13 protein-coding genes are annotated in these 15,335 nt (G+C 60.4%); 12 read left to right on the top strand and 1 reads right to left on the bottom strand.

Translation table 11 applies throughout. The features are described 5' to 3' along the window. The 7 genes from DW151_RS04870 (at window position 1) to rpsJ (ending at window position 10,318) form a co-directional block, all read left to right on the top strand. On the top strand, window positions 1-4,479 hold the full coding sequence (locus DW151_RS04870; RefSeq protein WP_199579893.1) for a DNA-directed RNA polymerase subunit beta': 4,479 nt from the start codon (window positions 1-3) through the stop codon (window positions 4,477-4,479). A gap of 310 nt (window positions 4,480-4,789) precedes the next feature. Beyond that, window positions 4,790-5,308, top strand: coding sequence for an RNA polymerase sigma factor (locus DW151_RS04860; RefSeq protein WP_187364957.1), 519 nt, complete (start codon window positions 4,790-4,792; stop codon window positions 5,306-5,308). Next, window positions 5,259-6,335, top strand: coding sequence for a DUF4179 domain-containing protein (locus DW151_RS04855; RefSeq protein WP_118334728.1), 1,077 nt, complete (start codon window positions 5,259-5,261; stop codon window positions 6,333-6,335). Before DW151_RS04860 ends, DW151_RS04855 begins: the two co-directional genes overlap by 50 nt. 570 nt (window positions 6,336-6,905) lie before the next feature. Then, entirely contained in the window at window positions 6,906-7,283 is a 378-nt protein-coding gene (gene rpsL, locus DW151_RS04850) for a 30S ribosomal protein S12 (protein WP_006235012.1), read from the top strand. A 73-nt stretch (window positions 7,284-7,356) separates the two neighbouring features. Next, on the top strand, window positions 7,357-7,830 hold the full coding sequence (gene rpsG, locus DW151_RS04845) for a 30S ribosomal protein S7 (protein WP_006235013.1): 474 nt from the start codon (window positions 7,357-7,359) through the stop codon (window positions 7,828-7,830). A 19-nt stretch (window positions 7,831-7,849) separates the two neighbouring features. Further along, window positions 7,850-9,949, top strand: coding sequence for an elongation factor G (gene fusA / locus DW151_RS04840; RefSeq protein ID WP_022094183.1), 2,100 nt, complete (start codon window positions 7,850-7,852; stop codon window positions 9,947-9,949). Window positions 9,950-10,009: 60 nt separating this feature from the next. Further along, entirely contained in the window at window positions 10,010-10,318 is a 309-nt protein-coding gene (gene rpsJ / locus DW151_RS04835) for a 30S ribosomal protein S10 (protein ID WP_022094184.1), read from the top strand. A gap of 115 nt (window positions 10,319-10,433) precedes the next feature. Here rpsJ and DW151_RS04830 read toward each other — a convergent pair whose 3' ends face one another. Then, a complete protein-coding gene (locus DW151_RS04830) occupies window positions 10,434-11,210 on the bottom strand; it encodes a biotin--[acetyl-CoA-carboxylase] ligase (protein WP_118334726.1) in 777 nt (258 codons plus the stop codon). Between the two features lie 174 nt (window positions 11,211-11,384). Here DW151_RS04830 and DW151_RS04825 point away from each other — a divergent pair, with 174 nt between their 5' ends. The 5 genes from DW151_RS04825 to fabG are packed head-to-tail and all read left to right on the top strand — an operon-like array spanning window position 11,385 to window position 15,297. Then, window positions 11,385-12,344 carry a 3-oxoacyl-ACP synthase III family protein gene (locus DW151_RS04825; RefSeq protein ID WP_118334724.1) on the top strand — a complete coding sequence of 320 codons (960 nt, stop codon included), beginning with the start codon at window positions 11,385-11,387 and terminating at the stop codon, window positions 12,342-12,344. Window positions 12,345-12,395: 51 nt separating this feature from the next. Beyond that, window positions 12,396-12,632, top strand: coding sequence for an acyl carrier protein (locus tag DW151_RS04820; protein ID WP_006235019.1), 237 nt, complete (start codon window positions 12,396-12,398; stop codon window positions 12,630-12,632). Window positions 12,633-12,634: 2 nt separating this feature from the next. Further along, window positions 12,635-13,579 carry an enoyl-[acyl-carrier-protein] reductase FabK gene (gene fabK / locus DW151_RS04815; protein ID WP_118334723.1) on the top strand — a complete coding sequence of 315 codons (945 nt, stop codon included), beginning with the start codon at window positions 12,635-12,637 and terminating at the stop codon, window positions 13,577-13,579. Continuing rightward, window positions 13,567-14,493 carry an ACP S-malonyltransferase gene (locus DW151_RS04810; RefSeq protein WP_118334721.1) on the top strand — a complete coding sequence of 309 codons (927 nt, stop codon included), beginning with the start codon at window positions 13,567-13,569 and terminating at the stop codon, window positions 14,491-14,493. Before fabK ends, DW151_RS04810 begins: the two co-directional genes overlap by 13 nt. Before the next feature lie 30 nt (window positions 14,494-14,523). Continuing rightward, a complete protein-coding gene (fabG, locus tag DW151_RS04805) occupies window positions 14,524-15,297 on the top strand; it encodes a 3-oxoacyl-[acyl-carrier-protein] reductase (protein WP_089572490.1) in 774 nt (257 codons plus the stop codon). Window positions 15,298-15,335 lie beyond the last annotated feature (38 nt).

Raw genomic sequence — 15,335 nt, 5'->3', positions numbered from 1 at the left:
GTGGCAGATTTCGAAGCTACTGATTTTGACTCGGTAAAGATCTCCCTTGCCTCCGCCGACCAGATCCGTTCCTGGTCGCACGGTGAGGTCAAGAAGCCGGAGACCATCAATTACCGTACCCTCAAGCCCGAGAAGGACGGCCTGTTCTGCGAGAAGATCTTCGGTCCCGCCAAGGACTGGGAGTGCTCCTGCGGCAAGTACAAGGGCATCCGCTTTAAGGGCATCGTCTGCGAGCGCTGCGGCGTCGAGGTCACCTCGGCCAAGGTGCGTCGCGACCGCATGGGCCACATCGAGCTCGCCGCTCCCGTGTCCCACATCTGGTACTTCAAGAGCCCCACGAGCTTCCCGATGAGCCGTATGCTCGACATCAAGTCCAAGGACCTCGAGAAGGTTCTGTACTTTGCCAGCTACATCATCACCGAGGTTGACTACGAGGCTCGCGAGGCCGACGCTGACGACCTGCGCGAGGAGCTCGCCGCCGATCTGGAAGAGATCGATGCCGAGTGCGCCCGCCAGATCGAGTCCCTCAAGGAGCAGGGCGACCCCGAGAACTTTGACGAGTTCTCCGACGAGGAGCCGCTGACCCCCGAGGAGATCGCCTCTGGCATCGTCGACATCGAGGAAGAGTGCAAGGACGAGAAGCAGCTCCGCACGGACGCCTTCAACGCCTTCATGAAGCTCACCGAGCGCGACCTCATCTCCGATGAGCCGCTGTTCCGCGAGATGACCCGTTACTACTCCATGTACTTCAAGGGTGGCATGGGTGCCGAGGCCGTCCGCGACCTGCTCGCTGCCATCGACCTCCCCTCCGAGGCCGAGAAGCTCAAGGCCATCATCGCCGACGAGGATTCCCAGAAGCAGAAGCGCGAGAAGGCCGTCAAGCGCCTTGAGGTCGTTGACGCCTTCCTGAAGGGTGGCAACAGCCCCGCGAACATGATCCTGGACGTCATCCCGGTCATTCCGCCCGATCTGCGCCCGATGGTCCAGCTCGACGGCGGCCGCTTCGCCGCATCCGACCTCAACGACCTGTATCGTCGCGTGATCAACCGTAACAACCGACTCAAGCGCCTGCTCGACCTGGACGCCCCTGCGATCATCGTGAACAACGAGAAGCGCATGCTCCAGGAGTCCGTGGACGCCCTGTTCGACAACGGCCGTCGTGGTCGCCCGGTCTCTGGCCGTGGCGGTCGCCCGCTCAAGTCGCTCGCCGAGGCCCTCAAGGGCAAGCAGGGCCGTTTCCGTCAGAACCTGCTGGGTAAGCGTGTCGACTACTCCGGCCGTTCGGTTATCGTTACCGACCCCAAGCTGCTGCTGCACCAGTGCGGTCTGCCCAAGACCATGGCGCTGGAGCTCTTCAAGCCCTTCGTCATGAAGCGCCTGGTCGAGCTTGGCAAGGTCGAGAACATCAAGGGTGCCAAGCGCGCTATCGACCGCGGTGCCACCTTTGTGTGGGATATCCTCGAAGAGGTCATCGACGGCCGCGTCGTGCTGCTCAACCGCGCACCGACCCTGCACCGTCTGTCCATTCAGGCCTTTGAGCCGGTGCTGGTCGAGGGCAAGGCTATCCACCTGCACCCGCTGGTCTGCTCGCCCTTCAACGCCGACTTCGACGGCGACCAGATGTCTGTCCACGTGCCGCTGTCCAGCCAGGCTCAGGCCGAGGCTCGCGTGCTTATGCTCTCTGCGAACAACCTGCGCTCGCCGGCATCCGGCAAGCCGGTCAACATCCCCTCACAGGACATGATCATCGGTGTGTACTACCTCACCCAGGTCCGCGACGGTCTGCCGGGCGAGAACCACGTGTTCGCCAGCTTCGACGACGCGCTGCACGCCTATGACTGCCGCTCCGAGGTCGACATGCAGGCCAAGATTCAGGTCCGCGTGTCCGCTGCCGACGCCAATGTCATCAACGAGGACGGCACCCGTATCTTCCGCGTCAAGAACGGCAAGAATGAGTTCGTCGACTACGACGTCACCGGCAACAAGACCGCGCGCTTCGAGACCTCCATCGGCCGCATCATCTTCAACCGCCAGTGCCTGCCCGAAGACTACGAGTTCATGAACTACAAGATGGTCAAGGGCGATGTGGCCAAGCTGGTTGCGGACTGCTGCGATCGCTATCCCGAGGCCAAGGTCGGTCCGATCCTCGACGCCATCAAGTACTCCGGCTTCCACTACGCTACCCGCGCCGGCCTCACCATCTCGGTGTGGGACGCTCTCATCCCTGCCGAGAAGCAGGAGCTGCTCGACCGCGCCCAGACCAACGTCGACCAGATCAACAAGTACTTCGAGGAGGGCTTCATCAACGAGACGGAGCGCCACATCGAAGTCGTTAACGAGTGGACCGCTTGTACCGACAAGGTCGCAGCGCTCATGCTCGACTTGTTCGACGAGGAGAACCCGCTCTACATGATGGCCGACTCCGGCGCCCGTGGTTCTAAGACCCAGCTGCGTCAGCTCGGCGGCATGCGTGGCCTGATGGCAGACATGTCCGGCGAGACGATCGACCTTCCCATTAAGGCGAACTTCCGCGAGGGCCTGCTGCCGCTCGAGTACTTCATTTCGACCTACGGCGCCCGTAAGGGCCTGGTCGATACCGCATCCCACACCTCGGACTCTGGTTACCTGACCCGTCGTCTGGTCGACGTGGCCCAGGACGTCATCGTCCGCGAGGAGGACTGCGGTACGCACGAGGGCGTCACCTACAACCTCATCATCCCCGGCACCACCGACCTCAACACCGACCTCGTCGGCCGTTGCTTCATCGAGGACGTCGTGGCTCCCGATGGCACCGTGCTCTTTGAGCAGGACGGCTACATCGAGAAGGTCGCTGACATCCAGAAGATGGTCGATGCCGGCCTTAAGAAGGTCAAGCTTCGCGCACTGCTCACCTGCCGCTCCAAGTACGGCGTGTGCCAGAAGTGCTACGGCTGGGATCTTTCCACCCGTCGTCCGGTCGCCATCGGTACTGCCGTCGGCATTATTGCCGCCCAGTCCATCGGCGAGCCCGGTACGCAGCTTACGATGCGTACCATTCACTCCGGCGGCGTCGCTGGCGTCGACGATATTACGCAGGGTCTGCCTACGGTCAGCCGTATGTTCGATATCGTCGGCAACGTCAACGAGAAGATTCTGGGTCGCGAGGCCGAGCTGGCTCCGTACTCCGGCCACCTCTCGATTAAGCCCGAGAAGTCCGAGTACGTGTTGACGCTCACCGACTCCGAGGATCACACCCGTGTCCTCGACGAGCGTCGCGTCCCCGCTTCGGTGCGCTTTATGCCCGAGATCGAGGACGGCTGCGAGGTTCGCGCTGGCGACCAGATCACCAAGGGCTTCGTCAACTTCCGCAACCTGCGCAAGCTGACCGACATCGAGTCGACGATGCACACCTTCGTCGAGAGCGTCAAGGACGTTTACACCAGCCAGGGCGTCGACCTGAACGACAAGCACATCGAGGTGCTCGCACGTCAGATGCTGCGTCGCGTTCAGATCACCAACCCCGGCGACTCCAAGTACCTGCTTGGTCAGTACGTCGACCGCTACGAGTTCGCTGACGAGGTCGAGCGCGTTGCCCGTCTGGGCGGTCAGGCTCCCGTGGCCGAGCCCGTCATCCTGGGTACGCTCAAGGTCGCGTCCAACATCGACTCCTGGCTGTCGAGCGCTTCGTTCATCCGTACCGCCGGCGTCCTTACCGAGGCTGCCATCGAGGGCAAGGTCGACCACCTGCTCGACCTTAAGTCCAACGTCATCGTCGGTAAGAAGATCCCGGCTGGTACCGGCCTCAAACCGTATGCCAACGCCAAGCTGACGTATCGCACGGCCGACGGCTACGTGGACATCGACGGCCCGGCTTCGCCCAACGCCAAGTCGCTGCCTGAGTGGGCCCCTGTGGAGCTCAAGGACCTGGACGAGCAGCTCCCGCAGCAGCTCGACTGGGCCGGCTACGATGAGTTCGGTGGTGCTGACGGTTCGTTCACCCGCAACGGCCATACCATCTCCGCCGAGAAGGCTCGCCTGTACCTGTTCGACGACCTGGGCGTGTCGCAGCGCTGGACCAACAAGTTCAGCGAGGTCGGCATCGAGACGGTCGGCGACCTGGTCGGCAAGTCCGAGGAGGATCTGCTGCGCATCGATGGCATCGGTGCCAAGGCGATCGAGGAGCTCCGTGACGGCCTGGAGGCCCACGACCTGCTCTACATCCTCGAGAACAACGACGACGTTGCCGATGAGGAAGACCTCTCGCAGCTGCTGCAGATGGTCTTTAGCCCCGACGGTCCGGACGACATCCTGCTGGGCACCTCCGCCACGCCGACGCATCACACCGACGCCGACGAGGAGCTCCTGGGCGCCCCGATCGACGACAAGAAGGCTCCCGCCAACGGTGCCATCAACGAGGACATGGCTTCCCTCGACGAGCTGCTCAACCAGCTCGTGGACACCGACGACGCCGAAGAGGCCAAGGACAACGACGAGGAGTAATTAGTTCCGCCGTTCTAACGAACGGCGGCGACCTCCGTCGCTGCGCGGCCCCCAGAGCTACAATCTGTCATTCAAAAGGCAGGGCATGACCAAAAGGTCAATGCTCTGCCTTTTTCATGCCACCTTGTACGCTCTGGGGGCCGCTCGCTTGCGTATGCTCAACCTGTTGCGTTCCGTTGATCCCTTGCCAAAAAGGGATAGGTTTATTTTGGTCGGTTTTTCATGCTTGAATTTGAAACATTTCGCCCGACAAGAGCGTATCTATGGTGAGGGCCTCATCGAGAACCATTAATGTCACCGGGAGGTGATTATGGAAGAACAAGCTTTTAGACAGGCGGTCGAAGACCACCGGGATGTCGTGTTTCGGATCGCATTGACGTATCTGCGTGATCGCGCTGACGCCGACGATGTCGCTCAAGACGTCTTTCTTAAGTTGCTCAAAAGCGACGCGCAATTTGAAAACTGGGAGCATCTTCGTCGATGGCTTATCCGGGTCACGATCAATGAATGTAAATCTCTCTTTCGAAAGCCGTGGAGGCGCGTGGAGGATATTGAGAATCTGGCCGATTCGCTTTCGACGGCGCAGGAGGAGACCAAGGCGGTCCTGTCAGACGTTATGCGACTTCCGGAGCGATTCCGTATTCCTATCGTGCTCTATTACTATCTGGGCTTCTCGACTTCAGAAATTGCCGAGTTACTGCATGTGCCAGCCGCGACCGTTCGAACGCGTTTAGCTCGCGGCAGATCGAAGCTCAAGTTCATCCTAGAGGAGGGCGACCGTGAAATCCAACCAGATCAAGCAGGCCTTCGAGTCCGTCCAAGCCGATAGCGATCTTGCTGACCGTGTTCTTTATGCCGCTGCTGGCGAGCCGCTTCGCCGAAAGGGTCACGCGAAGCCTCTGTATGTTGCCGTAATCGGATGTCTTGCCGGAGTGCTGGCGACCGGAGGGGTCGCCTACGCTGTTGTCAATTCCAGTTATTTTGCCTCTGCCTGGGGAAACCATGGCAACGGAGAGTCCGTTACCTGGACAAATGGCGGCTCGTCGGGGACGAAATATACCTACACCAGAGAGTTTGGTGATGGTATCGCGCCCCAAAGCCTGGAGGGTGCAGTCCAGAAGGTCAATCTGTCCGTCGAGGGCAACGGCTATACGCTCGACATTCATGAGATGGCAATCGACGAGAACGGTTGCGGTGCTGTGACGTTTACATTGTCCAATCCGAATGGCGTTAACTACTACAAGCCGGCGGCAGAGCTTGGCGAACTTGTTCTCTATGGTGAAGAAGAAGGGGGCGTCAGTACACCCAGCATGAACTTCGGCGAGGAATGGGCTGATACACGCTGCACCATTGATAAAGACACATCAAGCGACACGGTCATTAACGGCACGATGTACTTTGCATCTTGGAATCGCGATCGAGATTTACGACATGCGGTCACCTGGAATATCAGTTGGACGGAGGGCAAAGGTGAGGATGCGAAGGTGATCGAGGTATCGACGCCAGAGTTTAACGTCGGAGCGCACGTCGATACAAAGGAGCTCCGCTCCGACGACTCGCCTCTCGAGATCAGCCCGTTTTCCATCCAGACGCACATCGATGATCTGGGCTATGAAGCAGTTGATCATAAACTGACCGTCAGCTACAAGGATGGATCGGAGCAGATTATCGAAGATGACGACGCAGGGGCGTACAATTTCTATGTTTCGATGGCACGCAATAGCGGAGAGAACATTTGGGTGCCAACGAAGTTGATTGATGTCGATCAAGTGGTCTCGGTAACCCTCGAGGGCGCGAGGTACACATCAACGGGGGAGACCGAAACGAAAGTACCCTTTACCATCGTCTATTCGTAAGGTCTAGGCCGCTTCCCAAGAGGGAAAGCGGCCTATTTTGCGTTATATGGACGGTTAGATTGAACGCTATTTGTCTGATTCTCTGAAGAACGTGGCAAATGGATGCGGATCACCGTGAAGAGCGGCGTTTTCCCAGATAAAACCGACCAAAATAAACCTGTCCCTTTTTGGCAGGTATAGACTTGCCCCCTTTTTAGTAGGGAACGTTGCCCCGACGAGCACGTCGGATCCCCGGCCCGGGCGGCCCGCTGTTTAAGTTTGTCGCGAGTTCCGCACGCAAAGGAAAGCACTTAATGTGCTTTCCGTCTTGCGCAGGACTGTAGAGCAGCAAACTTAAACAGCGGGCCGCCCGGGCCGGGGATCCGCCAGCGCGCACAGGAGGGGATTCCTTTTGTGTAGGCTTTGCGGAAATGTGCCAATTTTGGGATACGCCCGGCGGCGTGGTCTGTTGACGGCACAGCTAACGCCACGTATCCTATCGAACTGCGTGTTTCGTAGGGGGATGCTGACCCCTCGATTCAAGCCGTTGCACTTTACAGAAAGCTGGAATCATTCGAGAAGGAGTACGCTTTGCCTACTATTAACCAGCTGGTTCGCCAGGGCCGTCGTTCCGTGCCCAAGAAGTCCAAGAACGCTGCTCTGCAGCACAACTCCCAGAAGCGCGGCGTGTGCACCCGCGTCTTCACCACGAGCCCCAAGAAGCCGAACTCGGCTCTTCGTAAGGTTGCCCGTGTTCGCCTTGTCAACGGCATCGAAGTTACTGCTTACATCCCGGGTGAGGGCCACAACCTGCAGGAGCACTCCATCGTGCTCGTCCGCGGCGGTCGTGTCCGTGACCTCCCTGGTGTCCGTTATCACGTCATCCGTGGCGCCTACGACGCTGCTCCGGTCCAGAACCGTATGCAGGCCCGTTCCAAGTACGGTGCTAAGCGCCCCAAGGCTAAATAAGCCAGATAACGTTTTGATACTTTCGCCGTGTGCCGCCTAAGCGCCGCACGGTAGACACTTAAGGAGATTTCACATGCCGCGTCGTGCAGCAGCTAATCGTCGTGAGGTTCAGCCTGACGCCGTTTACAACAACCGCCTGGTGACTCAGCTCATCAACAAGGTCCTTCTTGACGGCAAGAAGGCCACCGCTGAGCGCATCGTTTACACCGCTTTCGAGATCGTTGCCGAGAAGTCCGAGGGTGGCGACGCTCTCGCTACCTTCAAGAAGGCTATGGACAACGTCAAGCCCACGCTCGAGGTTAAGCCCAAGCGTGTCGGTGGCGCTACCTATCAGGTCCCGATGGAGGTCAACTCCCGTCGTTCCACCGCTCTGGGTATCCGCTGGATCGTCAACTTCTCCCGCGCTCGCAAGGAGAAGACCATGGCCGAGCGTCTCGCCAACGAGATCCTCGACGCCTCCAACGGCCTGGGCGCTTCCGTCAAGAAGCGTGAGGACGTCTTCAAGATGGCCGAGGCCAACCGCGCGTTCTCTCACTATCGTTGGTAAGTTAAGGTAAGGAACTAACATGGCTAAGCCTAAGTACAAGCTTTCCGATACCCGTAACATCGGCATCATGGCTCACATCGATGCCGGTAAGACCACCACGACCGAGCGTATTCTTTACTACACCGGTAAGACCCACAAGATCGGTGAGGTCCATGAGGGCGCTGCCACCATGGACTGGATGGTTCAGGAGCAGGAGCGCGGCGTAACCATTACCTCCGCTGCTACCACCTGCTTCTGGAACAAGGACGGCAAGGACTACCGCATCCAGATCATCGACACCCCGGGCCACGTTGACTTCACCGCCGAGGTCGAGCGCTGCCTGCGCGTCCTCGATGGCGCTGTCGCCGTCTTCGACGCCGTTGCCGGCGTTCAGCCTCAGTCTGAGACCGTTTGGCGTCAGGCTTCTACCTTCAACGTTCCCCGCATCGCCTTCATCAACAAGTATGACCGCGTGGGCGCTGACTTCTTCAACGCTATCGAGACCATGAAGGATCGTCTCGACGCTAACGCCGTGGCCGCTCAGGTCCCGATGGGCGCCGAGGACAACTTCTGGGGCGTCATCGACCTGGTCACCATGACCGCATGGGACTTCAAGGCCGACGAGAAGGGCATGACCTACCCCGAGCCGATGGACGAGATCCCGGCTGAGTTCGCCGACATCGCTGCCACCAAGCGCGAGGAGCTCCTCGACGCTGCTGCCAGCTTTGACGACGAGCTCATGGAGAAGATCCTCATGGAGGAGGACTTCACCGTCGAGGAGCTCAAGGCTGCTCTGCGTAAGGGCGTTCTGGCCAACGAGCTCAACCTCGTCTTCGTGGGCTCCGCCTACAAGAACAAGGGCGTCCAGGAGCTGCTCGACGCTGTCGTCGACTACCTGCCCAGCCCGCTCGACGTTGAGGCCGTCACCGGTACCGATCCGGACACCGGCGAGGAGATCCAGCGTCATCCTTCCTTCGACGAGCCCTTCTCCGGCCTGGTCTTCAAGATCATGACCGACCCGTTCGTCGGTAAGCTCACCTACGTCCGCGTTTACTCCGGCCGCGCTGAGTCCGGCTCCTACGTGGTCAACGCTTCCAACGGTCAGCGCGAGCGCCTCGGCCGCATTCTCGAGATGAACGCCGCCGAGCGTATCGACCGTGACGACGCTGCCGCCGGCGACATCGTCGCTTGCGTCGGCTTCAAGAACTCCACCACTGGTGACACCCTGTGCGCCGAGGGCAAGGAGATCGTCCTCGAGAAGATCGAGTTCGCTAAGCCCGTTATCGACGTTGCCATTGAGCCCAAGACCAAGGCCGAGCAGGACAAGATGTCCCTGGCTCTGACCAAGCTCGCCGAGGAGGACCCGACCTTCCAGGTGTCCACCAACCACGAGACCGGCCAGACCATCATCGCCGGCATGGGCGAGCTGCACCTCGAGATCATCGTCGACCGTCTGCTCCGTGAGTTCAAGGTTGACGCTAACGTTGGTAAGCCCCAGGTTGCCTACCGCGAGACCGCTGGTCACGACGTCGAGAAGGCTGAGGGCAAGTTCGTCCGTCAGTCCGGTGGTCGCGGTCAGTACGGCCACGCCGTCATCAAGCTCGAGAAGATGGAGGAGGGCTTCGGCTACGAGTTCGTCAACGCTATCGTCGGCGGCGTCGTGCCCAAGGAGTACATCCCGTCCATCGACAAGGGCATCCAGGAGGCCCTGAACACCGGTGTTATCGCCGGCTTCCCGGTCCTCGACGTTAAGGTCACCCTGTTCGACGGTTCTTACCACGAGGTCGACTCCTCCGAGGCCGCCTTTAAGATCGCCGGTTCCATGGCTATCAAGGACGCCCTCAAGAAGTCCGATCCGCAGCTGCTCGAGCCGATCATGGCTGTCGAGGTCGAGACCCCCGAGCAGTACATGGGCGACGTTATGGGCAACCTCTCCGGTCGCCGCGGCAAGATCGAGGGCATGGAGGATCGCAAGAACAGCAAGCTCATCCGTGCCAAGGTGCCGCTGGGCGAGATGTTCGGTTACGCTACCGACCTTCGCTCCCAGACCCAGGGCCGTGCATCCTACACGATGCAGTTCGACTCTTATGAGCCCGCGCCCAAGTCCATCGTGGACGAGGTCATGAGCAAGAACGCCTAAGTTCGAGCTCCCTGTTACGTAATCCGCGAGAGCATCTCTCGCACTCTTTGGAGGTTTAAGTTGGCTACCCAGAAGATCCGCATTCGCCTCAAGGGCTATGATCACGAGGTCGTCGATCAGTCCGCGAAGCTCATCGTCGAGACCGCTCAGAAGACCGGCGCTCGCGTTTCCGGTCCTGTCCCCCTGCCCACCGAGCGCAACCTGTACACGGTTATCCGCTCGCCGCACGTGAACAAGGACTCCCGTGAGCAGTTCGAGATGCGCACCCACAAGCGTCTCATCGACATCCTCGACCCCACCTCGGGCACCGTTGATTCGCTCATGCGTCTCGACCTCCCCGCTGGCGTCGACATCGACATCAAGCTCTAAGCGATATCGCTCATAGCTTAAAGGGCCCCGCTGCCGTTACGGTAGCGGGGCCCTTTTGTTTTGAGCTTAGGTTTTAAGAGGCGAATAATGCTGCTGAGAGGATGGCTTTGGCACCCTATGCGCTCAAAGGGCGCAAGGATGCTTCTTCGAAGTGGAATGCGCGGAGCCCGCCCTCCGTCTCGATGTTCGCGCGACCATAATCGTCGACCGTTCTGAATATTCCTCGCGCCAGCTCTTCTCCAGCGGGGGAGCGGGCAATTACGTGGTTCCCAATCCAATTGAGGTGGGCGACATAATCATCGAGGATGGGCGCAAGCGGGCCGACGCTACTCTCCATTGTATTAAGGCACTTCTCCCAAGTGTCTACACCCTCAACGACCGCATGGTAGACCGCATCGAGCAGCGTATCGACCGTGGGAACATTCTTGTTGAGATCCGAGAGGCCGATTGCCGCCAGCCCGCCATCGGGAACCTCCGAGGGCACATAGTTCACATTGACGCCAATGCCGCAGACGGCGAAGGGTTTGCCTTCGTTATCGCGTGCTGCCTCGACTAAGATGCCGCCAAGTTTGCGCCCTCGAGCGACCAAGTCGTTGGGCCATTTGAGGCCAATCTCGTTTGCAAGACCCTGTTTTTCGAGCGCCTCGAGCACCGCTAGGCCGCTGACGGCAGCAAGACCAGAGTACTTCGCAGGATTAACGCATGGACGCAGGACAATCGAAAGCAATAGGTTGCCGGCGGTTGAATCCCACTTGTGGCCGCGCCGGCCGCGTCCTGCTGTCTGAGCCCGGGCGGCAAGTCCTGTGCCGTGCGGCGCTCCCTGTTTTCCTGCTTCGAGCAGGTCATCGTTGGTCGATCCGGTTACGTCGACTATCGTTAATTTGGCATCCATAACGGCTGCTACCTCCTTAATGAATAAGTGAATAACGCAATGGTGTCGAGAGAGACACAATGTGAAGCCTTTGTCGCATTTGGACAATTTAATGTTAACACGTTAACAACGACTGAAATGCGCTATCCTCTCTTGGTCGATGTAAACACGTCAACAACTCAAAGGAGGTTAGTGATGGGTTTCACGATTCTTGGAACAGGCTCGGCGCTTCCTAAGCGCAGTGTTTCCAATGACGAGCTGTCCGAGTTCCTCGATACCTCGGATGAGTGGATTTTTACCCGCACAGGTATCAAGAGCCGCCATGTATGCACCACCGAGTCACTTGACGACCTTGCCGTAGCGGCGAGCGAGCGGGCACTCCAGGTGTCCGGAATCGACGCGAGCCAGCTGGATTTGATCGTCTGCTCGACGACGACGGGTGACCACCTTGTTCCCGCCGAGGCGTGTGCCGTTGCTGAGCGACTGGGCGCGACGTGCCCTGCCTTCGATGTCTCGGCTGCCTGCGCCGGCTTCGTATTTGCGCTCGATGTTGCCGAGGGCTATATCGCCCGAGGACGAGCCAAGCATGTGCTTGTCGTTGCCGCCGAGCAGATGACGCGCGCGCTCGACTGGACCGACCGCGCCACCTGTGTGCTCTTTGGCGATGGGGCAGGCGCCGCGGTGATTGAGGCTGGGGGAGACAGCCCCCTTGCCGTTGAGCTTTCGACGGCGCCCGACGTCGAGACGTTGTGCGTTCCCGGTCTGGTCGGCACCTCGCCGTTTAAGGCCTCCGCAGATAGCGAGAGCGTGCTGTCCATGAATGGCCGCCGCGTGTTCAAGTTCGGCGTCAACGCGATTTGCGACACGGTCCATAAGCTTGCGAGCGATGCGGGCATTTCGGTCGAAGACATCGACCATTTTGTATTCCATCAGGCTAACGAACGAATCCTGAGTCAGGCGGTCAAGCGCCTCGGTGTGCCAGGCGAGCGCGTGGTTCGAACGCTGCGCGAGACCGGCAACATTTCGAGCGCCTGCATTCCTCTTGCGCTTGACCGACTGGCACGCACCGACGCACTGAATGCGGGCGACACCATCGCCTTGGTTGGATTTGGCGCCGGTCTGGATATAGGTGGCTATCTGCTTCGTTGGAAGTAGTCGCACATAGGAAATAAAAACGCCCTAGGGCACAACCAAAGGAGAACTACCATGGCAGATCAGAAGACCTTCGAGCGCGTTTGCGACGTTATCCGCGAGACCGCTGGCCTTGACGACGTCGAGATGAAGCCCGAGTCCACGCTCGAGGAGATTGGTCTCGACAGCCTGGGCACCGTCGAGATCCTCGTCGCCGTCGAGGATGAGTTTGGCATCCAGCTCGATACCGAGGAGAACCCCAAGACGGTCGGCGAGTTCGCCGATACGGTCGAGGCGGCATTGGAGAAGTAGTGATGCTCAAGTCTCCTCTCTGCGATCTACTCGGCATCGAAAAGCCCGTGTTCCAGGGCGGTATGGCCTGGATTGCCGACGCCTCGCTGGCATCTGCCGTGTCCGAGGCGGGCGGCTTAGGGATTATCGCGGCCATGAACGCCGACGCTAACTGGCTGCGCGACCAGATTCACGAGCTGCGCGCCAGGACGGATAAGCCCTTTGGCGTCAACGTTATGCTCATGAGCCCGTTTGCCGACGAGGTCGCGCGGGTCGTGATTGACGAGCGGGTGCCGGTCGTCGTGACGGGTGCCGGCAATCCCACCAAGTACATGAAGGCGTGGAACGAGGCGGGCATCAAGGTCATCCCGGTTGTTGCATCTGTGGCGCTGGCGCGTCTCGTGGCGCGTCGCGGAGCCACTGCCGTGGTTGCCGAGGGCACCGAATCAGGCGGCCATATTGGCGAGACCTCGACGATGGCATTGGTGCCGCAGGTTGTCGATGCGGTCGATATCCCTGTGGTGGCGGCGGGCGGCGTGGCCGATGGCCGTGGTGTGGCGGCCGCCTTTATGCTCGGCGCTGCTGGCGTCCAGGTGGGAACACGCTTTCTGGTCGCAAACGAGTGCACCGTATCCGAACAGTACAAAGAGCTGGTGCTCAAGGCAGGCGATACGTCGACGCGTGCGACCGGTCGCTCGACGGGACATCCGGTTCGCGCCCTCAAGAGCCCCTTCACCAACGCGTATGCCAAGAACGAGGCGGCGGGCGCAAGCCCCGAGGAGCTCGGGGCCATGGGCACGGGCGCGCTTCGTAAAGCCGCAAAGGACGGAAATTACGAAGAGGGTTCGTTTTTGTGCGGACAGATTGCCGGCATGGTCAACGAACGCCAGAGCGCACGCGAAATCGTCGACGATCTGGTCGATGGCGCCGAGCATGTCCTGAAGGGTGCGTCCGCATGGGTGGCGTAGCGTTTCTGTTTGCCGGTCAGGGTGCCCAGCATCCCGCGATGGGCGTCGACCTGATCGAGACATCGCCGGCGGCTGCCGAGGTGTTCGCCATTGTCGACGAGGTGCGCCCGGGGACCAGTGAGCAGTGCCGAAGCGCCTCCAAGGAGGAACTCTCGCAGACCGAGAACACGCAGCCGTGCGTGTTCGTTCACGATCTGGCAGCGGCTGCCGCCCTGCGTGAGCGCGGCGTGGTACCTGCCGCCTGTGCGGGTTTTTCGCTTGGCGAGGTCGCCGCGCTCACCTTTGCGGGGGCGTTCGATACGCGAGCGGGCTTTGAGCTCGTGTGCGAGCGCGCGGCGCTGATGGCCGCGGCTGCCGAGCGCCATCCGGGCGGCATGCGCGCCGTCATCAAGCTCGATGCGGCGCAAGTCGAGAACCTGGCAAAACAGGCCGGCGAGGACTGCTGGCCGGTCAACTACAACAGTCCGCAGCAGACGGTTGTTGCCGGAGCGCCCGAGGCGCTGCAGGAGCTCGACGTCCTAGTAAAAGAGGCTGGCGGCCGCGCTATGAAAGTCGCGGTGTCGGGCGCATTCCATAGCCCCTATATGGCCGAGGCGACTGAGGGGCTGGCGACGTATATCCAAGCCGGCCACGCGCCGTCACCGCTGCTGATTCCGGTCATGGCAAACATGACGGCGGCGCCCTATCCGGCGGACCCGCGAGCGGCATCGGATGTCTTGGCCAATCAGGTGAGTCATGCCGTTCGTTGGGTCGACACGCTGCATACTCTGCAGAATCAGGGCATCGACACGTTTATTGAGGTCGGCCCTGGCAAAACGCTGTCGGGCCTGGTCAAGCGTACGCTGGGCGACGTTCGCGTGTATTCGTGCGAAACGGCCGAGCAGGTCGCAGCTATTGCCGACGAGCTCGCATAGTTCACAGGGCTGTAACCCGAAAGGAATGACATGGGCAACTTGAACAACGGCGCGCTCGAGCGCAACGACTCACGTCGCGTGGCACTGGTCACGGGCGGCTCGCGGGGTATCGGCCGCGCCTGCGCTGTCGGTCTGGCGGAGGACGGCTTTGATATCGCCGTCGTCTATGCCGGCAGCGTCGATGCGGCGCGCAAGACGTGCGAAGCCTGTGAGGCGGTTGGCGCCACGGCACGCGCATATCAATGCGACGTGGCCGATCCCGCTGCCGTCAACGCGTGCGTGGAAGCGGTCCTCAACGACTTTGGTTCCATTTGGGCGCTCGTCAACAACGCCGGCATCACCCGCGATGGCCTGCTCATGCGCATGGGCGATGACGCATTCGATCGCGTGCTCGATGTCAATCTCAAGGGAACATTCAATATGACGCGCGCGCTCACCAAGACCTTTATGCGCCAGCGCGGCGGTTGCGTCGTCAACATGAGCTCGGTCGTGGGCCTGATGGGCAATGCCGGGCAAGCCAACTACGCTGCTTCCAAGGCGGGCGTGATAGGGCTTACCAAGGCGGTGGCGCGCGAGCTTGCGCCTCGTGGCGTACGAGCGAACGCGGTCGCCCCCGGGTTTGTCGAGACAGATATGACGGCAAAGCTCTCGGAGAAGGTGCGTACGGCAACCGAGGAACAGATTCCCCTTAAGCGCATGGCACGTCCCGAGGAAGTGGCCGGCGTGGTGCGCTTTTTAGCGAGCGATGCGGCTGCTTACATTACGGGCGAGGTCGTGCGCGTCGACGGCGGAATGGCGATGTAGAAACCAGGGCCGAAGAACGGCTTGGATGAGGAGACCAT

Origin of the sequence: Collinsella sp. AM13-34 (assembly GCF_003473055.1) — a bacterium.
Classification (GTDB): domain Bacteria; phylum Actinomycetota; class Coriobacteriia; order Coriobacteriales; family Coriobacteriaceae; genus Collinsella.
Note: the sequence above shows the minus strand (reverse complement) of the source record. Positions and strands in the feature narration are given on the sequence as shown.

Excerpts from the sequence above, each read along its gene's own strand:
- fabK (WP_118334723.1), top strand. The coding sequence starts at position 12,635 with ATGCTCAAGTCTCCTCTCTGCGATCTACTCGGCATCGAAAAGCCCGTG.
- fabG (WP_089572490.1), top strand. The coding sequence starts at position 14,524 with ATGGGCAACTTGAACAACGGCGCGCTCGAGCGCAACGACTCACGTCGC.
- DW151_RS04860 (WP_187364957.1), top strand. The coding sequence starts at position 4,790 with ATGGAAGAACAAGCTTTTAGACAGGCGGTCGAAGACCACCGGGATGTC.
- DW151_RS04820 (WP_006235019.1), top strand. The coding sequence starts at position 12,396 with ATGGCAGATCAGAAGACCTTCGAGCGCGTTTGCGACGTTATCCGCGAG.
- DW151_RS04825 (WP_118334724.1), top strand. The coding sequence starts at position 11,385 with ATGGGTTTCACGATTCTTGGAACAGGCTCGGCGCTTCCTAAGCGCAGT.
- DW151_RS04810 (WP_118334721.1), top strand. The coding sequence starts at position 13,567 with ATGGGTGGCGTAGCGTTTCTGTTTGCCGGTCAGGGTGCCCAGCATCCC.
- DW151_RS04830 (WP_118334726.1), bottom strand. The coding sequence starts at position 11,210 with ATGGATGCCAAATTAACGATAGTCGACGTAACCGGATCGACCAACGAT.
- fusA (WP_022094183.1), top strand. The coding sequence starts at position 7,850 with ATGGCTAAGCCTAAGTACAAGCTTTCCGATACCCGTAACATCGGCATC.
- rpsG (WP_006235013.1), top strand. The coding sequence starts at position 7,357 with ATGCCGCGTCGTGCAGCAGCTAATCGTCGTGAGGTTCAGCCTGACGCC.